This window comes from Sphingomonas echinoides ATCC 14820, from assembly GCF_000241465.1.
Lineage (GTDB): Bacteria > Pseudomonadota > Alphaproteobacteria > Sphingomonadales > Sphingomonadaceae > Sphingomonas > Sphingomonas echinoides.
The window spans coordinates 792,935-811,316 of record NZ_JH584235.1; the positions used below are offsets into that span (position 1 = coordinate 792,935).

At 65.1% G+C, this 18,382-nt stretch carries 16 protein-coding genes; 6 read left to right on the plus strand and 10 right to left on the minus strand.

Annotation, left to right across the window (positions count from 1 at the left end; translation table 11 throughout):
• The first annotated feature begins 88 nt into the window (after window positions 1-88).
• Window positions 89-1,747: a 2-isopropylmalate synthase gene (leuA, locus tag ON00_RS03720; RefSeq protein ID WP_010403250.1), complete on the plus strand. Its 1,659-nt coding sequence runs from the start codon at window positions 89-91 to the stop codon at window positions 1,745-1,747.
• A gap of 129 nt (window positions 1,748-1,876) precedes the next feature.
• Here leuA and ON00_RS03725 read toward each other — a convergent pair whose 3' ends face one another.
• From ON00_RS03725 to folE, 3 genes are read right to left on the minus strand one after another with little or no spacing between them, the layout of a single operon-like run.
• Window positions 1,877-2,233 carry a dihydroneopterin aldolase gene (locus ON00_RS03725; RefSeq protein WP_010403251.1) on the minus strand — a complete coding sequence of 119 codons (357 nt, stop codon included), beginning with the start codon at window positions 2,231-2,233 and terminating at the stop codon, window positions 1,877-1,879.
• A complete protein-coding gene (locus tag ON00_RS03730; protein WP_040601860.1) occupies window positions 2,230-2,976 on the minus strand; it encodes an SDR family oxidoreductase in 747 nt (248 codons plus the stop codon). The genes ON00_RS03725 and ON00_RS03730 overlap by 4 nt, the downstream gene beginning before the upstream one ends.
• Window positions 2,977-2,981: 5 nt before the next feature.
• Window positions 2,982-3,602 (minus strand): GTP cyclohydrolase I FolE, encoded by a 621-nt coding sequence (folE, locus tag ON00_RS03735; RefSeq protein ID WP_010403254.1) that lies wholly within the window; start codon window positions 3,600-3,602, stop codon window positions 2,982-2,984.
• 239 nt (window positions 3,603-3,841) lie between these two features.
• On the opposite strand from folE, the gene ON00_RS03740 reads away from it, so the two are divergent.
• Together ON00_RS03740 and ON00_RS03745 are read left to right on the plus strand one after the other, a co-directional pair.
• Window positions 3,842-6,475 (plus strand): TonB-dependent receptor, encoded by a 2,634-nt coding sequence (locus ON00_RS03740; RefSeq protein WP_010403255.1) that lies wholly within the window; start codon window positions 3,842-3,844, stop codon window positions 6,473-6,475.
• Between the two features lie 193 nt (window positions 6,476-6,668).
• Window positions 6,669-6,950 carry an SWIB/MDM2 domain-containing protein gene (locus tag ON00_RS03745; protein ID WP_010403256.1) on the plus strand — a complete coding sequence of 94 codons (282 nt, stop codon included), beginning with the start codon at window positions 6,669-6,671 and terminating at the stop codon, window positions 6,948-6,950.
• A gap of 210 nt (window positions 6,951-7,160) precedes the next feature.
• On the opposite strand, the gene ON00_RS03750 is transcribed toward ON00_RS03745, so the two are convergent.
• Window positions 7,161-8,657: a DNA recombination protein RmuC gene (locus ON00_RS03750; RefSeq protein WP_010403257.1), complete on the minus strand. Its 1,497-nt coding sequence runs from the start codon at window positions 8,655-8,657 to the stop codon at window positions 7,161-7,163.
• Between the two features lie 146 nt (window positions 8,658-8,803).
• Here ON00_RS03750 and ON00_RS03755 point away from each other — a divergent pair, with 146 nt between their 5' ends.
• Window positions 8,804-10,468, plus strand: coding sequence for a formate--tetrahydrofolate ligase (locus ON00_RS03755; protein ID WP_010403258.1), 1,665 nt, complete (start codon window positions 8,804-8,806; stop codon window positions 10,466-10,468).
• Window positions 10,469-10,570: 102 nt separating this feature from the next.
• On the opposite strand, the gene def is transcribed toward ON00_RS03755, so the two are convergent.
• Together def and recR are read right to left on the minus strand one after the other, a co-directional pair.
• Window positions 10,571-11,101 (minus strand): peptide deformylase, encoded by a 531-nt coding sequence (def, locus tag ON00_RS03760; protein WP_029622413.1) that lies wholly within the window; start codon window positions 11,099-11,101, stop codon window positions 10,571-10,573.
• Between the two features lie 147 nt (window positions 11,102-11,248).
• Window positions 11,249-11,845: a recombination mediator RecR gene (recR, locus tag ON00_RS03765; RefSeq protein ID WP_010403262.1), complete on the minus strand. Its 597-nt coding sequence runs from the start codon at window positions 11,843-11,845 to the stop codon at window positions 11,249-11,251.
• Window positions 11,846-11,900: 55 nt separating this feature from the next.
• Here recR and fmt point away from each other — a divergent pair, with 55 nt between their 5' ends.
• Window positions 11,901-12,896 carry a methionyl-tRNA formyltransferase gene (fmt, locus tag ON00_RS03770; protein WP_010403264.1) on the plus strand — a complete coding sequence of 332 codons (996 nt, stop codon included), beginning with the start codon at window positions 11,901-11,903 and terminating at the stop codon, window positions 12,894-12,896.
• Complete coding sequence (gene truA / locus ON00_RS03775) at window positions 12,893-13,633, plus strand: tRNA pseudouridine(38-40) synthase TruA (protein WP_010403266.1); 741 nt, start codon at window positions 12,893-12,895, stop codon at window positions 13,631-13,633. The genes fmt and truA overlap by 4 nt, the downstream gene beginning before the upstream one ends.
• A gap of 68 nt (window positions 13,634-13,701) precedes the next feature.
• Here truA and ON00_RS03780 read toward each other — a convergent pair whose 3' ends face one another.
• From ON00_RS03780 to ilvD, 4 genes are read right to left on the minus strand one after another with little or no spacing between them, the layout of a single operon-like run.
• Window positions 13,702-14,880, minus strand: a complete 1,179-nt coding sequence (locus tag ON00_RS03780; protein WP_010403267.1) for a class I SAM-dependent RNA methyltransferase — start codon at window positions 14,878-14,880, stop codon at window positions 13,702-13,704.
• Window positions 14,877-16,274 carry a bifunctional ADP-dependent NAD(P)H-hydrate dehydratase/NAD(P)H-hydrate epimerase gene (locus ON00_RS03785; protein WP_010403269.1) on the minus strand — a complete coding sequence of 466 codons (1,398 nt, stop codon included), beginning with the start codon at window positions 16,272-16,274 and terminating at the stop codon, window positions 14,877-14,879. Before ON00_RS03785 ends, ON00_RS03780 begins: the two co-directional genes overlap by 4 nt.
• Window positions 16,271-16,678 carry a hypothetical protein gene (locus tag ON00_RS03790; protein WP_040601578.1) on the minus strand — a complete coding sequence of 136 codons (408 nt, stop codon included), beginning with the start codon at window positions 16,676-16,678 and terminating at the stop codon, window positions 16,271-16,273. Before ON00_RS03790 ends, ON00_RS03785 begins: the two co-directional genes overlap by 4 nt.
• Entirely contained in the window at window positions 16,659-18,380 is a 1,722-nt protein-coding gene (ilvD, locus tag ON00_RS03795; RefSeq protein WP_010403271.1) for a dihydroxy-acid dehydratase, read from the minus strand. The genes ON00_RS03790 and ilvD overlap by 20 nt, the downstream gene beginning before the upstream one ends.
• Between the last annotated feature and the right edge of the window lie 2 nt (window positions 18,381-18,382).

Sequence of the window (18,382 nt, forward strand, 5' to 3'; positions counted from 1 at the left end):
TCGCTGCGCGCCCCCGGGCTGCGCGCGACCCGCCTAAGGGACAGACCGCCCCCGAACGTCGATCCGCGATATCCGAGCGAGACCAACCATGCTGCGTGACCCTTCGACCAAATACCGCCCCTTCCCGACCATCGATCTGCCCGATCGGCGCTGGCCGTCGCAGACGATCACCACTGCCCCGCGCTGGCTCTCGACCGATTTGCGCGACGGCAATCAGGCGCTGATCGACCCGATGGACGCCGAGAAGAAGACCCGGATGTTCGATCTGATCGTAAAGGTCGGCATCAAGGAAATCGAAGTCGGCTTCCCCGCCGCCGGCGCGACCGAATTCGATTTCATCTCAGGCCTCGTCAAAAGCGGCCGCATCCCCGACGATACGATGATCCAGGTGCTGACCCAGTCACGCCGCGATTTGATCGAAACCAGCTTCCAGTCGCTGCGCGGCGCGCGGGCGGCGATCGTTCACCTCTACAACGCCGTCAGCCCGGCGTGGCGCAAGATCGTGTTCGGCATGACTCGCGCAGAAGTGAAGCAGATCGCCATCGACGGCGCGATGATCCTGCGCGACCAGGCCGCCGCCCAGCCCGACACCGACTGGTTTTTCGAATATAGCCCGGAAACCTTCTCGACCGCCGAGCTCGATTTCAGCCTTGAAGTGTGTGAGGCGGTGATGGACGTGCTGCGCCCGACGCCCGACCACAAATTGATCCTCAACCTGCCCGCCACGGTCGAATGCGCGACGCCCAACGTCTATGCCGACCAGATCGAATGGTTTGGCCGCAACATCCGGGGCCGCGATTGCGTAGCGCTCAGCCTGCACCCGCATAACGATCGCGGCACCGGCGTCGCCGCCGCCGAACTGGGGCTGATGGCGGGCGCCGACCGCGTCGAGGGCTGCCTGCTCGGCAATGGCGAGCGCACCGGCAATTGCGACCTGGTGACCGTCGCGCTCAACATGTACACGCAAGGCCTTGATCCGAAACTGGACTTTTCGGACATCGACGCGATCGTCAACACCGTTACCTATTGCACGCAGCTCCCCGTGCATCCGCGCACGCCCTATGCGGGCGATCTGGTGTTCACCGCCTTCTCGGGCAGCCATCAGGACGCGATCAAGAAGGGCTTTGCCGCACAGGAAGCCAAGAACGATACGCTGTGGGAAGTCCCCTATCTGCCGATCGATCCGGCCGATCTTGGTCGCAGTTATGAAGCGGTGATCCGCGTCAATTCGCAGTCGGGCAAGGGTGGCGTCGCCTGGGTGATCGAGCAGGATAAGGGCCTGAAACTGCCCAAGCGCCTGCAGGCCGATTTCAGCCGCCACGTCCAGCGCCTCGCCGACGAAACCAGCCGCGAAATGAACGCGAGCGATATTTGGGGCCTGTTCGAGGCAACCTATCTCGCGCGCGGCGAAGATCGCTTCCGGCTGCTCGATTATACTGAAAGCGGCAGCGTCGGCGACCGGCTGTTCGTCGGCCATGTCGCGGTCGATGGCGAGGAGCGCTCGATCTCCGGGCGCGGCAATGGCTTGATCTCGGGCGTCATCGCGGCGCTGGGTGAGACAACCGGCCCGCAGCTCGACGTGGTCGACTATAGCGAGCACGCCATCGGCCACGGTGCCGATGCGCAAGCCGCGGCCTATGTCGAATGCCGCACCGGGGATGGGCGCACCGTGTTCGGAGTCGGGATCGACGCCGACATCGCCACCGCCTCGGTGCGCGCGGTGCTTAGCGCAGCCAACCGGGTTTAGCCCCCCCTTCCCGTTCGCCCTGAGCCTGTCGAAGGGCCCGTCTTCGCAGACTCCGGCCTCGCCAGGGGAGAGCGGGGCTTCGACAGGCTCAGCCCGAACGGGGCGCAATCGGACGAGACCGGGTGTGCGCTACCGCCCGCGCACAATCTCGCACCCGACCGCCGCATCGGGGTACACGTCCGGCTTCGACGTCCGCACCGTCACGCGCTCGACGCGCGGGTCGGCAAGGCACAGCGCCGCGATCGCCTCGCACAGCGTTTCCTGCAAATGGAAATGGCGGTCCGCGACCAGCGCCTTCACGCCTGCGCGCACGAAATCATAATCGAGCACCGCATCGATGCGGTCCTCAGCGGGGGGCGTTGGATAGACCACCTCCATCCGCACCGACACGATCACCCTTTGCCGCGCCGCCAGTTCGTGCGGATGGATGCCGAGCCCCATCGTCACTTGAAGGCCCTCGAGCATGGTGGTGAACCGAACCGTCATACCCGCCCCTCGAACATCACGTCACGCGCGCGCGGCAGGAAGCGCTGGCCGCAATCGACGAACACATTCTGCCCCTGCACGCCCCGCGCCTCCAGCAGGAAGGCGACCGCGCGGGCGATGTCGACCGGGTCGACCGGACGCTGCAACAAGTTCTTGCGCGCCGCTTCGGCGAATTCGGCGTCGCTCTGATCGGCGCTGGGCAAGGACAGGCCGGGCGACACCGCATTGACGCGGATACGCGGCCCCAGCGCCTGCGCCAGCATCGTGGTCGCGCCCGCCAGCGCGAGCTTGGCGCAGGTATAAGAGAAGAAATCGGGGTTGAGATTGACGATCTTCTGGTCGAGCAGATTGACCACCGCCCCCTCCGCCAGATCGTCCTGCGCGGCCAAGGCATTGGCCAGCAGCACCGGGGCCGCCAGATTGACGGCATAATGGTCGCGCAACAACGCGGCGTTTACCTGCGGCGGGGTGTCATAGTCGAACAGCGACGCGCTGTTCACCACCGCGGTGAGCGGCCCGCCAAACGCCGCCCGCGCCGCCTCCACCAACGCGCCCGGCACCGTCGGGTCCGACAGATCACCCGTCAGCACGGTCGAGCCCGACAAGGCCGCCGACAGTCGGTCCGCATCCTCGGCCGAATGGAGGTGGTGGATCGCAACGCGCCACCCCTCCCCGGCCAGATGCCGCGCAATCACCGCGCCAAGGCGGCGGGCGGCACCGGTCACCAAAACGGTTCGCGGCATCGCGATCAGCATCCCATCAAGGCGAGGATTTCCTTGCGGCTGCGTTCATCGTCGCGGAACACGCCCATCATCCGGCTGGTGACCATCGCCACGCCCGGCGTGCGCACGCCGCGCGCGGTCATGCAGGCATGGCTCGCCTCGATCACCACCGCCACACCCTGCGGCTTGAGATTGTCCCAAATGCAATCCGCGACCTCCGCCGTCAGCCGCTCCTGCACTTGCAGGCGGCGGGCAAAGGCGTGGAGCACGCGCGCCAGCTTCGAAATACCGACGACGTAATTGCCCGGAAGATACGCAATGTGCGCCTTGCCGATGATCGGGGCCATGTGATGTTCGCAATGCGACTGGAACGGAATGTCCTTCAGCAGCACGATCTCGTCATAGCCGCCGACCTCTTCGAAAATCCGCGCGAGATGGATCGCTGGATCGTCGCCATAGCCGGCGCAATATTCCTTCCACGCCCGCGCGACTCGCTGCGGCGTTTCGCGCAATCCCTCGCGCGCAGGGTCATCGCCGGCCCAGCGGATCAGCGTGCGGACCGCTTCGGCCACCTCGTGTGGCACAGGAATTTTCGCTGGCCCGGCCACCAGATCACCATTGCCGCCAGCGTCGGAACTATCGTCCATTATCTTCCCTTACCCCGATCAGTGCGATTGACGTTACGGCAAGTGGGTTTTGCCGTACTGCAACATAAATTCCGGTCGCCCGGGAGACTGTTCTATTTTGACCACAGCTGGGCAAAGCCGCAGTTCCCCTACTATTATGTCATTGACGGGCGATTCAACGACACGCTATTTCACAAACCGTACATTCGAAAACCAGCACCCGACATTAGATTGGGGCTGACCATCAAGGGGATGCCATCATGAAGAAGTTCGAATTGCTTGCCGCGTCGGCTTTGGCGATGCTTTCGGCCACGCCCGCATTGTCGCAAACCACTCCTCCCCCGGCCCCTGCGCCCCAAACCACGGTCGATGGCGATGACATCGTCGTCACCGCGACCAAGCGCGAGCAGACCTTGCTCGACACGCCCGTTGCGGTGTCGGTAACCAGTGGCGCAACCATCGAGCAAGCGCAAATTCGCGATCTGAAGGATTTGCAAAGCGTCGTGCCGTCGCTGCGCGTGAACCAGCTGCAAAGCTCGGCCAACACCAACTTCATCATCCGCGGCTTTGGCAACGGTGCCAACAATGCCGGGATCGAGCCGTCGGTCGGCGTGTTCATCGACGGCGTCTATCGCTCGCGCTCGGCCGCGCAGATTTCCGACTTGCCCAATCTGAAGCGCATCGAAGTGCTGCGCGGGCCGCAATCGACGCTGTTCGGCAAGAATGCGTCGGCCGGCATCATCAGCATCGTCACCGCCGAACCCGCTTTCAAATTCGCGGGCAATGCCGAGGCGACCTATGGCAATTACAACGCCGTCGTCCTGAAGGGCGCGGTGACCGGCCCGATCAGCGATACGCTCGCGTTCAGCATCGGCGGCAATTACAATCGGCGCGACGGGTACGCCTATGACGCCTTGCAGAAGACCAACGTCAACGATCGCAACCGCTGGGGCATTCGCGGGCAATTGCTGTTCCAGCCCAATGCCGACTTCAAGATCCGCGTGATCGGCGATTATGACAAGATCGACGAAAATTGCTGCGTGGCCGGCAATCTCATCAATGGCGCGACCGGCGCGATCGTCCAGGCGCTGGCCGGTGGCAACGGGCTCGATCCGCAGAATGTGTTCTCATACAAGGTCTACAACAACTTCCTGTCGAGCAACAAAATCGAGAATTACGGTGGATCGGTCCAGGCCGATTACAATCTTGGAAAGTTCTCCCTGACCTCGATCACGGCCTATCGTGAAGTGAAGAGCGCCACCAACCAGGATTCGGATTTCACCGGTGCCGATTTGATCGGGCGGAACTCGGCCAATGTCGGCATCGATACGTTCACGCAGGAATTGCGCCTCGCCACCGATTTCGAAGGGCCGCTCAACTTCCTGCTCGGCGGCTTCTATTTCAACGAAAAGATCAACCAGAAGAACCAGATCACCTTCGGCTCGCAATTCCGCCCCTATGGCAATGCGCTGATCCAGGGCGCGACCGGGGGTGCGCTCAGCGTCGCCACGCTGGAATCGACCTTCGGCGCGCTCGAGGGCAATCCGGCGAAATATACCGGCACCTTCTTCCGCACCGGCGACGGGTTGAATGAATCCTATACGCTGAAAGACGAGTCCTTTTCGATTTTCGGCACGGCCGATTTCAAACCCGTCGATCGCCTGACGCTGACCGCCGGGTTCAACTATACCGACGACCGCAAGCACTTCACCACCAACGTCGTCAGCACCGACGTGTTCTCCAGCATCAACTTCGATGCGCCGCAATATGCCCCCTTCCGCAACCAGTTGCTGTACCAGGGCGGCCTTGCACAGTTGATCGGGACGCAATTGGGGCTCGGCCGGTCGGCGACCGCAGCCGAGATCGGGGCGTTTGCCGGAGCCAATCCGGCGGCGTTCAACGCGATCAACGCGGGCGCGCAGGCCAATGCCAATGCCAACCAGAATAACCCCGCCGCCAACCCGCTGGCCGCGCTGCGCCCGCTGCAATTCTTGCCGCCGTTCCAAAACGTGCCCAACGCGGTCGAACCCGGCAAGACCAATGACAGCAACTTCTCCTACACGCTGCGCGCCGCGTACAAGCTCGACAACCATTTGAACGCCTATGTCACCTATGCGACGGGCTTCAAGGCGAGCTCGGTCAACCTGTCACGCGACAGCCGCCCGACGGCGGCCGATCTGGTCGCGCTGCGTACCGCCGGCCTGGCCGTCGTCAATCTCGGCTCGGGCTCGCGTTTTGCCGGCCCTGAAAAGTCGCGCGTGATCGAAGGCGGCATCAAGGGACAATATCGCAACTTCGCCTTCAACATGGCGGTGTTCCAGCAGCAGATTACCGGTTTCCAGAGCAACGTCTTCACCGGGACTGGCTTCTCTCTGCTCAATGCGCCGAAGCAATCGACCTTCGGCGTCGAGTTTGACGGCAGCGTGACCCCGGTTCCGCGGCTGACGCTCAACGGTGCGGTGACCTATCTCGATCCGAAATACGATTCCTTCCCCACCGGCGGTGCGATCGTGGCGGGGACGTATACGGTCGGGCCGGTCAATCTGTCAGGCACGCGCCCGGCTGGCATCCCCGAATTCGCGGCGTCGATGGGGGCTACCTATACCCAGCCGCTGTCGCACGGAATGAAGCTGTTGTTGCGCGGCGACTTTGACTATCAGACGCCGGTGCAGATCGCCGAGGGCGTCATCACCCTTGAGCGTGAGGTCAAGGAACTCAACCTTGCCGCGACGCTGCAGTTCGAGAACGGGCTCGAAGTTTCGGCCTGGGGGCGCAACGTCACCAACAACCACTATATCACGACGATCTTCTCGTCGGTGGCGCAATCGGGCAGCGTTTCGGCCTATCCCAACCAGCCGGTTACCTATGGCGGGACGATCCGCTTCAAATTCTGAGCAAAGCTTTTGGTGCTTAACGGCCCGCTCTCCGAACCGGAGAGCGGGTCTTTTTGCGTTACAACCGCGAAACTGACGCATTTCAGGGCATTGTAAGGCGTGACAAGGGCAAAAAGGCAGCGCACAAGGAGCGCAGCGCTATTCAAGGCGTGAAACCGATGTCGGTTGTAACGACACTCAGGAAGGACACATAATGGCCAAGACCCCAACCGCGAAGAGCGATGCGCCCAAGACCGGCGGCATCTTCGCGCCCATCACCCCCTCGGCCGAGCTCGGCGCGATCGTCGGCACCGACAAGCTGCCGCGTAGCGAAGTCATCAGCAAGGTGTGGGCCTATATCAAGGCGCACAATCTCCAGAACCCGGAGAACAAGCGCGAGATCGTCGCCGACGAAAAGCTGAAGAAGGTTTTCGGCAAGGACAAGGTGACGATGTTCGAAATGAACAAGCACCTGGCAGGCCACATGAAGGCCTGATCCTCCCCGGACAGGTTTGAACCGTCGAACGCCGACATCCCCCCGGATGTCGGCGTTTTGCGTTTGGGGGCCTGAATCTTCCTCCTCCCCTCCCTGAAAGGGAGGGGCTGGGGGTGGGTAGGCCCGTAAGCGGGCGCAACGCCCACCATCAGCCGACCCACCCCTCAATCCCCTCCCTTCCAGGGAGGGGAGGCGCGAGAAACACCCGCCCTACGGCTTGGCCACCTCGGCCTCAGCCTCCCCCACCGACACCACACCCGGCTCCGCCAGTTGCAGCGGTTCGCTGTCGCTATAGCGCGCCAGCGCTTCCACCGGCGCTACATCCTCCAGTTCCCGCGCGCCCGTCTCGATGTTCAGGTCGCGGAATTTGCGCCCGGTCACCATCAGGCGACCGTTGAACGAGTTGGAAAAGCTGTTGAAATTGTTGACCGCGCTGTTCAGCCCCGCACCGACCTTGCGCAAATCGTCGGCAACCTTGGCAAGGCGGTCATGCATTTCCTTGCCCAGTCGCCCGATTTCGGCGGCTTCCTTGGCCAGCCGCTCCTGCCGCCACACCGCCGCCACCGTGCGCGCGATCGCGATTAGATTGGTTGGCGTCGCCAGCAGCACGCGCTTGTCGAACGCAAAGTCCCACAAGGTCGGGTCCTGCTCGAGCGCTGCGGACAGGAAATGCTCGCCGGGCACGAACATGATGACATAATCGGGCGCATCGGCGAACTGGCTCCAATAGGCTTTGTTGCCAAGCCCGTTGACGTGTGCGCGCATCGCCGCTGCGTGCAGCGCCAAGCCACGCGCGCGCTCGGCCTCGTCGACCGCGCCGAACGCATCCTGATAGGCATTGAGCGAAACCTTGGCGTCGATCACCAGGCTGCGCCCGCCCGGCACGGTGACGATAGCATCGGGGCGCAACCGCCCGCCTTCGTCACCGCCCGACACCGACACTTCGGTCTGGAAATCGGTATGTTCGGACAGGCCGCAGCTTTCGAGCACGTTCTTCAATTGCTGCTCGCCCCAGCGCCCGCGCGATTTGGGCGCGTTGCGCAGCGAATTGACCAGCTTGGCCGCCTCCGACGAGACCTTCTCCTGCCCAACCCGAAGCCCTTCCAACTGCCCCTTGAGCTGGTCGAAGGCGCTCAGCCGCTCGCTTTCGACCTTGGTCACCGCTTCCTCATATTTCAGCAAGCGGTCGCTGACCGGCTGCAGCATCGATTTGAGGTTCTGCCCGGCGGTTTCCTCCGACTGGCGGAAACGCTCATCGGCGCGCTTGAGGAAAACCTCCTGCGCCTCGTTGAGCAATTTGTTCGACACTTCGGCAAATTGCGCGGCGAGCAGTTCCTTGGCGTGGAGCAGTTCGGCGATGCGGGCCTCATGCGTTTCGCGCACCATCTGGAGGCGCGCTTCATCGGCCTCGCGCATTTCGGCAAGGCGGCTTTCAAAGGCCGAACTGTGCGTCTTCAATGCGGTGTTTTCCAGCCGCGCGACATCGCGTTCATCTCGGATCGCGGCCAGCTCGGTGCGCAATTGGGCGGTTTCTCGCGCCCGTTCCTCGGCGCTCGCCAGATCGACGATCGCGCGCTTGAAATCCTCATTGCGCGCATCGCGCTCGGCGCGGGCCTGCGCCGTACCGCGGATCCCGAGCAGGAAACCGATCGCCAGGCCAACCAGCAAGGCCGCCACTCCAAACAAGGCCATCGTCACACCCGTCATACGAAATCTCTCTGGAACATTCTGTGAACCTGTAGCTACCACGACCCGCGCCGTAAATCCTCCCCGGCACGCCCCCTCCACCCTTTTGCTGAAGAAGCAAAACGGTCCCCCTCCCCGTACCGGGGAGGAGTTGCTACAGCGCGCTTATGCTGACCGACATCGCCATCTCGCGCGCCGCCACCTTGCAACCCATCGGCGCGATCGCCGCCACCGCCGGGATCCCGCCCGAAGCGGTTGAACCTTACGGCCATCACAAGGCCAAGATCGACCTCTCCCGCCTGCCCGCCTCAACCGCGCACGGCCGCCTGATCCTGGTCACCGCCATTAGCCCGACCCCGGCCGGCGAAGGCAAGTCGACAACGTCGGTCGGCCTTGCCGACGCGCTCAACCGCACCGGGCGCAAGACGATGCTGGCGCTGCGCGAACCGTCGCTCGGCCCCTGCTTCGGCACCAAGGGCGGCGCGACCGGCGGCGGCTATGCGCAAGTGGTGCCGATGGAAGACATCAACCTCCATTTCACCGGCGATTTCCACGCCATCACCAGCGCGCACAATTTGCTGGCGGCGATGATCGACAACCATGTCCATTGGGGCAACGCACTCGACATCGATGTGCGCCGGATCGTGTGGCGGCGCGTGCTCGACATGAACGACCGCGCCTTGCGCGACATCGCCCAATCGCTCGGCGGCCCCGCCAATGGCTACCCGCGCGAAAGCGGGTTCGACATTACCGTCGCCTCCGAAGTCATGGCAATTCTGTGCCTCGCCAGTGACCTGCACGATCTCGAAGCCCGGCTCGGGCGCATCGTCGTCGCCTATACCCGCGACCGGCGTCCGGTCACCGCGCGCGACCTGAAGGCCGATGGCGCGATGGCGGTGTTGCTCGCGCAAGCGATCAAGCCCAACCTCGTCCAGACGCTGGAGGGCACCCCTGCCCTCATCCACGGCGGGCCGTTCGCCAATATCGCGCATGGCTGCAATTCGGTGATCGCCACGCGCACTGCGCTGGGTCTCGCCGATTATGTGGTGACCGAGGCCGGGTTCGGGGCCGATCTCGGCGCGGAAAAGTTCTTTGATATCAAGTGCCGCCAGGCCGGTTTGAAGCCCGCAGCCGCGGTGATCGTGGCGACGGTACGCGCGCTCAAGATGCATGGTGGCGTCGCCAAGGCCGATCTCAACGCGCCCGATGCAGAGGCGGTGCGGCGCGGTGGCGTCAATCTCGCGCGCCACATTGAAAATGTCCGCGCCTTCGGAGTGCCAGTGGTGGTCGCGGTCAATCGCTTCGACGGCGATACGCCCGCTGAATTTGCCGTGATCGAGGAAATCGCCGCCGCCCAAGGCTGCGAAGCCGTGCTCTGCACGCATTGGGCCGAAGGCGGTGCTGGGGCCGAAGCGCTGGCCGAAGCGGTCGTGGCGCTGTGCGACCATAAGGCCGGTCAATTCGCCCCGCTCTATTCGGACGCGCTATCGCTGTTCGACAAGATCAACACCGTCGCCACCCGCATCTACCGCGCCGAGGAAGCGATTGCCGATGCCTCGGTCCGCGCGCAGCTCGCCCGCTGGGAAGCCGCGGGTTTCGGGCATTTGCCGGTATGCATGGCGAAGACGCAATACAGCTTCTCGACCGACCCGGCCAAGCTCGGCGCGCCGACCGGCCATGTCGTGCCGGTGCGCGAGGTTCGGCTGAGCGCGGGTGCCGGCTTCGTCGTGGCAATCTGCGGGGAGATCATGACGATGCCCGGCCTGCCGCGCGTTCCGGCGGCAGAGGGGATCCGGTTCGGGGCTGAGGGCGAGATTGAGGGGCTGTTCTAATCTGTCCCTCTCCCCTTCACGGGAGAGGGGCAGCACAGACCGCAACCGCCGTTACTGCCCCTCTCCCCGACCCTCTCCCCTGAAGGGGAGAGGGAGAATCGGTCAAGCCGCCTTGCGCTGCTTTGCCAGCTTCTTGAGCAGCATATCGCGCTTCAGCTCGGAGATGTGGTCGATGAACAGCACGCCGTTCAGATGGTCGATCTCATGCTGCAACGCCGTCGCCAGCAAACCATCGAAATCGGCCTCGTGGCGCGCGCCCTGCTCGTCGAGCCAGCTCGCGCGGCACCGGGTCGGGCGCTCCACTTCGGCATATTGCTCGGGGATCGACAGGCAGCCTTCGTTATAGAAGGAGGTTTCCTCGCTCAGCGACAGCAGTTCCGGGTTGATATAAACGAGCGGCTTGCGCACCGGCTTGGCATCTTCCGCGTCGCTTTCGGGCTCCTGCAGATCGATCACGACAATGCGCTGCTCGATCGCAACCTGCGTCGCAGCGAGACCGATCCCGCGCGCGGCGTACATCGTGTCGAACATGTCAGCGACGATTTTCCGCACGGAATCATCGACCGTTTCAACGGGCTTGGCGACGGCGCGGAGACCGGGATGCGGGACTTCAAGAATTTCTAGGACAGCCATTCCTGCGAGCTAGGAAGGCAACAGCCGTCCGTCAAGTTCGGAGCCTCCACTCTTGATAGCTTTGCGTCTTCGCGCCTTCGCGTGATTCAATTTTCGCACGAAGGCGCGAAGGCGCGAAGACCCGAAGAACACGTTCCGCTGTGTAAATTACCCCACCGGTCGGCGCGCGCGCAGTGCCTGGGCCAGCGTGCCTTCATCGAGATAATCGAGTTCGCCGCCCACCGGCAGGCCGTGCGCCAATTGGGTGATGCGCACCGGAAAGCGCTCGATCCGCTCGATGATGTAATGCGCCGTGGTCTGCCCCTCCAACGTCGCGTTCATCGCCAGCACGACCTCGTCGATCCCGCCCTCGGCGATGCGGCGCACCAGCGAATCGATCGCGAGATCCTCGGGCCGCACGCCCTCCAGCGCCGACAGCCGTCCGCCCAACACATGGAACCGCCCCGGAAACAGCCGCGACCGATCCAACGCCCACAGATCGGCCACCTCCTCCACCACGCACAGCGCGCGCGCATCGCGGCGCGGATCAGCGCATACGCCACAGGGATTGGTGGTGTCGATATTGCCGCAAATCGAACAGGTTGAGAGCCGTTCCTCAACCGCCATCAACGCACTCAGCAACGGCCCCAGCGCCGCCTCCCGCTTCTTCAGCAAGTGCAGCACCGCACGTCGGGCGGAGCGCGGCCCCAACCCTGGCAATTTGGCAAGGGCCTGTGTCAGCGCTTCGATTTCGGGAGAGGCCATAGAGAACAGATAGGGGGTTGCGTTGCGCCTGCGCAAGCGGCCAGAGCATGTCGCCATGCGGATCATTTTCATGGGAACCCCGGACTTCTCGGTGCCGGTGCTGCAAGCCTTGGTCGATGCCGGACATGATGTCGTGGCGTCCTACAGCCAACCGCCGCGCCGCGCCGGACGGGGCAAGGCGCTCACGCCCTCCCCGGTCCAGGCGCGTGCCGAAGCGCTCGGCATTGCCGTGCGCACCCCCGTCACGCTGCGTGATGCCGAAGCGCAGGCCGAATTTGCCGCGTTCGGGGCCGATGTCGCGGTGGTCGCCGCTTATGGCCTGATCCTGCCCCGCGCGGTGCTCGACGCGCCTGCGCGCGGCTGCCTCAACGTCCACGCCTCGCTGCTGCCGCGTTGGCGCGGCGCGGCCCCCATCCAGCGCGCGATCCTCGCGGGCGACGGAGAAACGGGCGTGTGCATCATGCAGATGGAAGCCGGGCTCGACACCGGCCCGGTGCTGCTGCGTGACACGACCGCGATCGACAGCAAGACAGCGGGCACGCTGACCGACGAATTGAGCGCGATGGGCGCACGGCTGATGGTGGAGGTGCTAAGCGACTTCGACGCCTATCCGCCCGAGGTGCAACCCGAGAACGGCGTCACCTATGCCGCCAAGATCGACAAGGCCGAGGCGCGGATCGACTGGACGCAATCGGCCGACGCGGTCGAGCGGCAAATTCGCGCTTTCAACCCAGTGCCGGGCGCGTTCTTCGAAGTTCAGGGCGAACGCATCAAAGTGCTGGCGGCAGACCTTCTCCCTCTCCCCGCAAGCGGGGAGAGGGTGGCCGAGCGTAGCGAGGTCGGGAGAGGGGAAGTCCAGCAGAACGCCGACGATGCGCACAGCCCCTCTCCCCGCCAGCGGGGAGAGGGAGAAGTGCTCGACACGCTTCTCACCATCGCCTGCGGCAGCGGCGCGATCCGCCCGACCTTGCTGCAACGCGCCGGGCGTGGCGTCATGACCACCGACGAACTCCTGCGCGGCTTCCCCATCCCTGCGGGCACACAGCTTTGACGCGGTTCGCGCTGACGGTCGAGTTCGACGGACGCCCCTATATGGGCTGGCAGCGCCAGCATCATGGGCCAAGCGTGCAGGCCGCGATCGAACGCGCCGCGCACGCCATCACCGGGGAGGAGATCGCGGTCCACGCCGCCGGTCGCACCGATGCCGGCGTCCACGGCCTTGGCATGCGCGCGCATCTCGACCTGACCCGCCCCTTCACTCCGTTTCGCCTGATGGAAGCGCTCAACGCCAAGCTGCGGCCCGACCCGATCGCGATCCTCGACTGTGAAATCGTGCCCGATGACTGGCACGCGCGCTTTTCGTGCATCGGGCGGCATTACGAGTTCCGCATCGTCACGCGCCGCGCGCCGCTGACGGTCGAGCGCGGGCTGGCGTGGCGCATCCCTGCCCCGCTCGATGTCGCGGCGATGGCGGATGGTGCCGCGCGGCTGGTGGGGCGGCATGACTTCACCACCTTCCGCTCGGCGCATTGCCAGGCCGACAGCCCGCTGCGCACGCTCGACCGGCTCGATGTGGTGGCGGAAGGCGATCGGATCAGCGTGTTCGCTTCTGCGCGCTCCTTCCTGCATCATCAGGTGCGCTCGATGGTCGGCTGCCTCGCGTTGGTCGGCGAAGGGAAATGGACCCCTGAGGACATCACCGCCGCGTTGGAAGCGCGCGACCGCACCGCATTGGGCTTCAACGCGCCGCCCGACGGCCTGTATTTCCTACGCGCCGATTATCCCTGAACCCTTCTTCGCGCCTTCGCGGCTTCGCGTGAAAATGGATCACGCGAAGCCGCGAAGACGCTAAGAGGCTATCGGCTGAAACGCGCCGCCAATTCGGCATGGGTCGACCAGCGGAACTGGCCGACCGGTTGCACCCAATCGAGCGTGTAACCACCCTTGCACAATATCTCCGCATCGCGCGCAAAGCTGCTGGGATTGCACGAAACATAGGCGACCACCGGCACTTTCGATGCCGCCAGTTGCGTCACCTGCTCGCGCGCGCCAGCCCGCGGCGGATCGAGCACGATCGCCTCGAAGCGGTCGCATTCCGCGCTGGTCAGCGGACGCCGGAACAGGTCGCGATGTTCGGCGAACACCGCCCGGCCCGCCTGCGCTGCGCCTGCCTTCAACGCGAAGATCGCGTCGCGCCCCGCCTCGGCAGCATAGACCTTGCCCGGCAGCGACAGCGCCAGCGTGCCCAGGCCGGCGAACAGATCCGCGCTCACGCGCACCGCGCCCACCGCCTCGCGCACCGCCGCGACCAGGCTCGCCTCGCCCTCGCGCGTCGCTTGCAGGAAACTGGCGGTCGGGAACGGCACCGCCACGCCACCGAGCGTGATCGTCACCGGCTCGGGCTCCCAGCGCGTTTCCGGGCCGATCCCGTCATCGACCGCCAAGCGCGCGATACCGTGCGCCCCGCAAAACGTCGTGATCCCTTCGGCAATCGCCAGCCCCTCGGCCAGCTTGCCCTCGATCAACAGGTCAATGCCCTGATCGACCTCGGTCACATGCAGCCGCGCCCGCCCCTTCAGCGCGCGCGCGAGCAGTTTGCGCAAGGGTGCCAGCACCGCAAGCAAAGCGGGCGTTAGGATCCAGCATTCCTGCACATCGACGATCGCATGGCTGGCGGGTTCGCTGAACCCCAACCGTACCGCGCCGCCTTTGACTTCAGCATGCAACGCGGCCCGCCGCCGCGTGCGTTCGGGGGACAGGAGTGGCGGTCGAAGCGGCGCGGTCAGCGCCTGCGCGGCGAGCGCGCCCGAAATGCGATCGGTGAGGAAATCGGCGTAGCTGGCATCATCCAAATGCTGAAGCTGACACCCGCCGCACACGGGAAAGTGACGGCATGGCGGAGTCTGGTGGTGCGGCCCCGGAATCACGACATTGTCGGGCGTCAGCGTGTCACCCGGTGCGGCAAAGGCAGCGTGCCGACCATCGGCGGTCACACCATCGCCCCGCGCCGCCACCCGCACAATCACATCACTCACAACGCCGCCCTTACTGCCGATATTTCACGCGCCAGATCGTCCGCCAGAAACGCGCTGCCCAACCGCCGCGCCGCCGCGCCGTGCATCCACACCGCTGCCGCTGCGCGCGCATGCCTCGCCAGCGGCGAATCGCTTGCCGCCAGCGCGGCGACCGCCCCCGCCAGCACGTCACCCGTGCCTGCGGTCGAAAGCCAGGACGAGCCGTGCGGAGCCACCACGACGCTGCCGTCCGGATCGGCGATGACCGTGTCTGCCCCCTTGAACACCACCACCGCCCCCGATGTCGCTGCGGCGGCCCGCGCCGCCTCGATCTTGCTGCCGCTCCACGCGCCAAACACCGCGACGAACTCGCCCCCATGCGGGGTCAGGATCGTCGGCGCGCGCCGATCATGGAAGGTCCGGCCCTCCAGCAAATGCAGCGCATCGCCATCGATCACCAGCGGGCGATCGCTCGCCAGCGCCACTGCGAGCTTCGATCGCACGGCATCGTCGCGCCCCAGACCAGGGCCGATCAGGATCGCCCCGATCCGCGCGTCCGCAAGCGCGTCCGGTGCCCAAGCCCGACACACAAGCGCGTGCGGCGTGTTCGGCGGCAGCGTGTCCGACAGCAACAGCACATAGCCCGCTCCCGCGCGCATCGCCGCCTCGGACGCGAGCGCAGCGGCTCCGGGCATGATCCCGCCGACCACCGCCACCATGCCGCGCGTATATTTGGTGCTGTCGATGCCGGGGGCTTGCAGCGTGGGGCGATCGATCACCTCCGCGCGCGCGCCGCTGCGCGTGTCCAGGCCGATCTCCACCAATCGCACCGTTCCGCAAATTTGCGCAGAAGCCGCAAGCACATGCACCGGTTTCAACGCACCCAGTGCGAGCGTGATATCAAAGTGGCTGACGGTATCGATCAACGCGTCGCCCGTATCGGTGGCAAGGCCGGTCGGCACATCGACCGTGATCGAAAGCCGTGCCGCCTGCACCAACGCGGCAAGCGGCGTGGCAATGCCGCCATCGACCCGCCGCGACAGACCGGTCCCGAAAATCGCATCCAGCACAACGGGCGCAGGGGCGGCATCGGCTAGCGTTTCGACCGGCCCGTCCCACCCGGTGCGCGCTTGGATCGCGGCCTCGCTCATCGGAGCCCCCGTCGCCGCCACGCGCACCGCCACGCCGTTCGCGCGCAAAATCCGCGCCGCGACATAGCCGTCGCCGCCATTATTGCCGGGTCCGCACAGCACCAGCACCGGTGCATCCCCCGCCAGCCGCCGCACTGCCTCGGCCACGCCCGCCCCGGCGCGCTCCATCAGCGCGGTAACGCTGGTTCCCGCATCGATCGCGCGCTGTTCGGCCGCGCGCATTTCGGCGGCGGTCAGGATCGGCTGCCCTGCAATGGGGGTCATGATGCGGCCGCGGCCTTGCCTTTAACGGTGGCGGGAAGACGGTAGCGGTCCCCGCCCAAAGCGACCTCGATCTCGCCATTGGCAATGATCGTCACCACGGCGGTCTCCGCACCATCCGCCGCGATCACGCCACGCCCGTCCTTGGTCACCAGCAAGCGGTGGAACGCCCCGTCCGGGTGGCGCACGGTCAGCACCAGCCCGGCATCGGTCTCGCTCCGGTCCACCGTACAGGTTCGCGCGAAATCCGCCGAGCCGCGCGGCGCGCAGACGATGTTCCCGCTATCGTCGCGCGCCTGGCGTTGCTCGGCCTCCACTTTGGCAAGCGTGGCGTGATCGGTACGTTGCTCACCGCAAGCGGCGAGCGAAAGGGCCAGCAGGACTAGACTAGATATCCGCGTAGACATGAGTTTCGGCGCTGGCTCCCGGGTGCGTAACGGCACCCTTATAGGCAGGCCCGACCGTCTGGGAATAGCGCCACAGCGCACCCGCCTGGTAATCGTTGACGCGCGGTACCCAGGCCGCCTTGCGCGCAGCCAGCGTTTCCGGGGTGACATCGAGGTCGATCGTGCCCGCTTCGGCATCGATGCGGATGATATCGCCATTTTCGACCAGGCCGATCGGCCCGCCTTCGGCAGCTTCCGGCCCGACATGGCCGATGCAGAAGCCGCGCGTCGCGCCGGAGAAGCGCCCATCGGTGATCAACGCGACCTTTTCGCCCAGCCCAAGGCCATAAAGCGCAGCCGTGGTCGAAAGCATCTCACGCATGCCGGGGCCGCCCTTGGGGCCTTCATAGCGGATGATGATGACTTCGCCCTCGTTGATCTGGCGCGCCTCGACTGCGGCGAAACACTCCTCCTCGCAATCGAACACGCGCGCCGGGCCGGTAAACTGGAGCCGGTGCATCCCCGCGACCTTCACGATCGCGCCATCGGGGGCGAGCGTGCCGCGCAAGCCGACCACGCCGCCCGTCGCCGACAGCGGCGTCTTCACGTCGTAAATGACCTTCTGGTCGGGGTTCCAGGTGACCTGATCGATATTCTCGCCCAGCGTCTTACCCGTCACCGTCAGGCAGTTGCCGTCTAGGAAGCCGCCTTCGAGCATCGTCTTCATCAGCATGTAGACGCCACCGGCCTCATACATATCCTTGGCGACATACTTACCACCGGGTTTGAGATCGGCGATATAAGGCGTTGATTTGAACGCCTCTGCCACGTCGAACAAGTCAAAGTCGATGCCCGCTTCATTGGCCATCGCAGGGAGATGCAAGGCGGCGTTGGTCGATCCGCCCGTCGCCGCGACAACGCGCGCTGCGTTGATAAAGGCTTCGCGCGTGCAGATGTCGCGCGGGCGGATGTTGCGCGCGATCAGCTCCATCACTTGCTCACCCGCCGCGATCGCGATCTCGTCGCGGCCGCGATAGGGGGCGGGCATCATGTTGGAATTGGGCAGCGACAGGCCGATCGCCTCGCCGACACACGCCATGGTGTTGGCGGTGAACTGGCCGCCGCACGCGCCGTGGCCGGGGCACGCGACCTTTTCCAGCTCGATCAACTCCTGCAGCGGGCACCCGCCTGCCGCATATTGGCCGACCGCCTCGAACACATCGACCACAGTGACGTCGCGATCATGGAAACGGCCGGGCAGGATCGATCCGCCATAGACGAAGATGCTCGGCACGTTCAGCCGCAGCATCGCCATCATCATGCCCGGCAGCGACTTGTCGCAGCCAGCAAAGCCGACCAGCGCATCATAGCAATGGCCGCGCACGCTGAGTTCGACCGAATCCGCAATCACTTCGCGGCTGACGAGCGAGGACTTCATCCCCTGATGCCCCATGGCGATGCCATCGGTAACGGTTATCGTATTGAAACGCCGCGGCATTCCGCCGCCGGTGATGACGCCGGCCTGCGCGGCATCGGCCTGCGCATCGAGCTTGGTGTTGCACGGCGCGGAGTTGTTGCCGGCCGAGGCGAGCGCGACGAACGGCTTGGCGATGTCCTCCTCGGCGATGCCCATCGCATAATAATAGCTGCGATGCGGGGAGCGTTCGGGACCAACCGAAACGTGACGGCTGGGGAGCTTGGCTTTGTCGAAGGTGCGAGTCATGG

Bases quoted from the DNA above. Each gene is read 5' to 3' on its own strand.
- leuA (WP_010403250.1), top strand. From the start codon at position 89: ATGCTGCGTGACCCTTCGACCAAATACCGCCCCTTCCCGACCATCGAT.
- ON00_RS03725 (WP_010403251.1), bottom strand. From the start codon at position 2,233: ATGACGGTTCGGTTCACCACCATGCTCGAGGGCCTTCAAGTGACGATG.
- ON00_RS03730 (WP_040601860.1), bottom strand. From the start codon at position 2,976: ATGCCGCGAACCGTTTTGGTGACCGGTGCCGCCCGCCGCCTTGGCGCG.
- folE (WP_010403254.1), bottom strand. From the start codon at position 3,602: ATGGACGATAGTTCCGACGCTGGCGGCAATGGTGATCTGGTGGCCGGG.
- ON00_RS03740 (WP_010403255.1), top strand. From the start codon at position 3,842: ATGAAGAAGTTCGAATTGCTTGCCGCGTCGGCTTTGGCGATGCTTTCG.
- ON00_RS03745 (WP_010403256.1), top strand. From the start codon at position 6,669: ATGGCCAAGACCCCAACCGCGAAGAGCGATGCGCCCAAGACCGGCGGC.
- ON00_RS03750 (WP_010403257.1), bottom strand. From the start codon at position 8,657: ATGACGGGTGTGACGATGGCCTTGTTTGGAGTGGCGGCCTTGCTGGTT.
- ON00_RS03755 (WP_010403258.1), top strand. From the start codon at position 8,804: ATGCTGACCGACATCGCCATCTCGCGCGCCGCCACCTTGCAACCCATC.
- def (WP_029622413.1), bottom strand. From the start codon at position 11,101: ATGGCTGTCCTAGAAATTCTTGAAGTCCCGCATCCCGGTCTCCGCGCC.
- recR (WP_010403262.1), bottom strand. From the start codon at position 11,845: ATGGCCTCTCCCGAAATCGAAGCGCTGACACAGGCCCTTGCCAAATTG.
- fmt (WP_010403264.1), top strand. From the start codon at position 11,901: ATGCGGATCATTTTCATGGGAACCCCGGACTTCTCGGTGCCGGTGCTG.
- ON00_RS03785 (WP_010403269.1), bottom strand. From the start codon at position 16,274: ATGACCCCCATTGCAGGGCAGCCGATCCTGACCGCCGCCGAAATGCGC.
- ON00_RS03790 (WP_040601578.1), bottom strand. From the start codon at position 16,678: ATGTCTACGCGGATATCTAGTCTAGTCCTGCTGGCCCTTTCGCTCGCC.
- ilvD (WP_010403271.1), bottom strand. From the start codon at position 18,380: ATGACTCGCACCTTCGACAAAGCCAAGCTCCCCAGCCGTCACGTTTCG.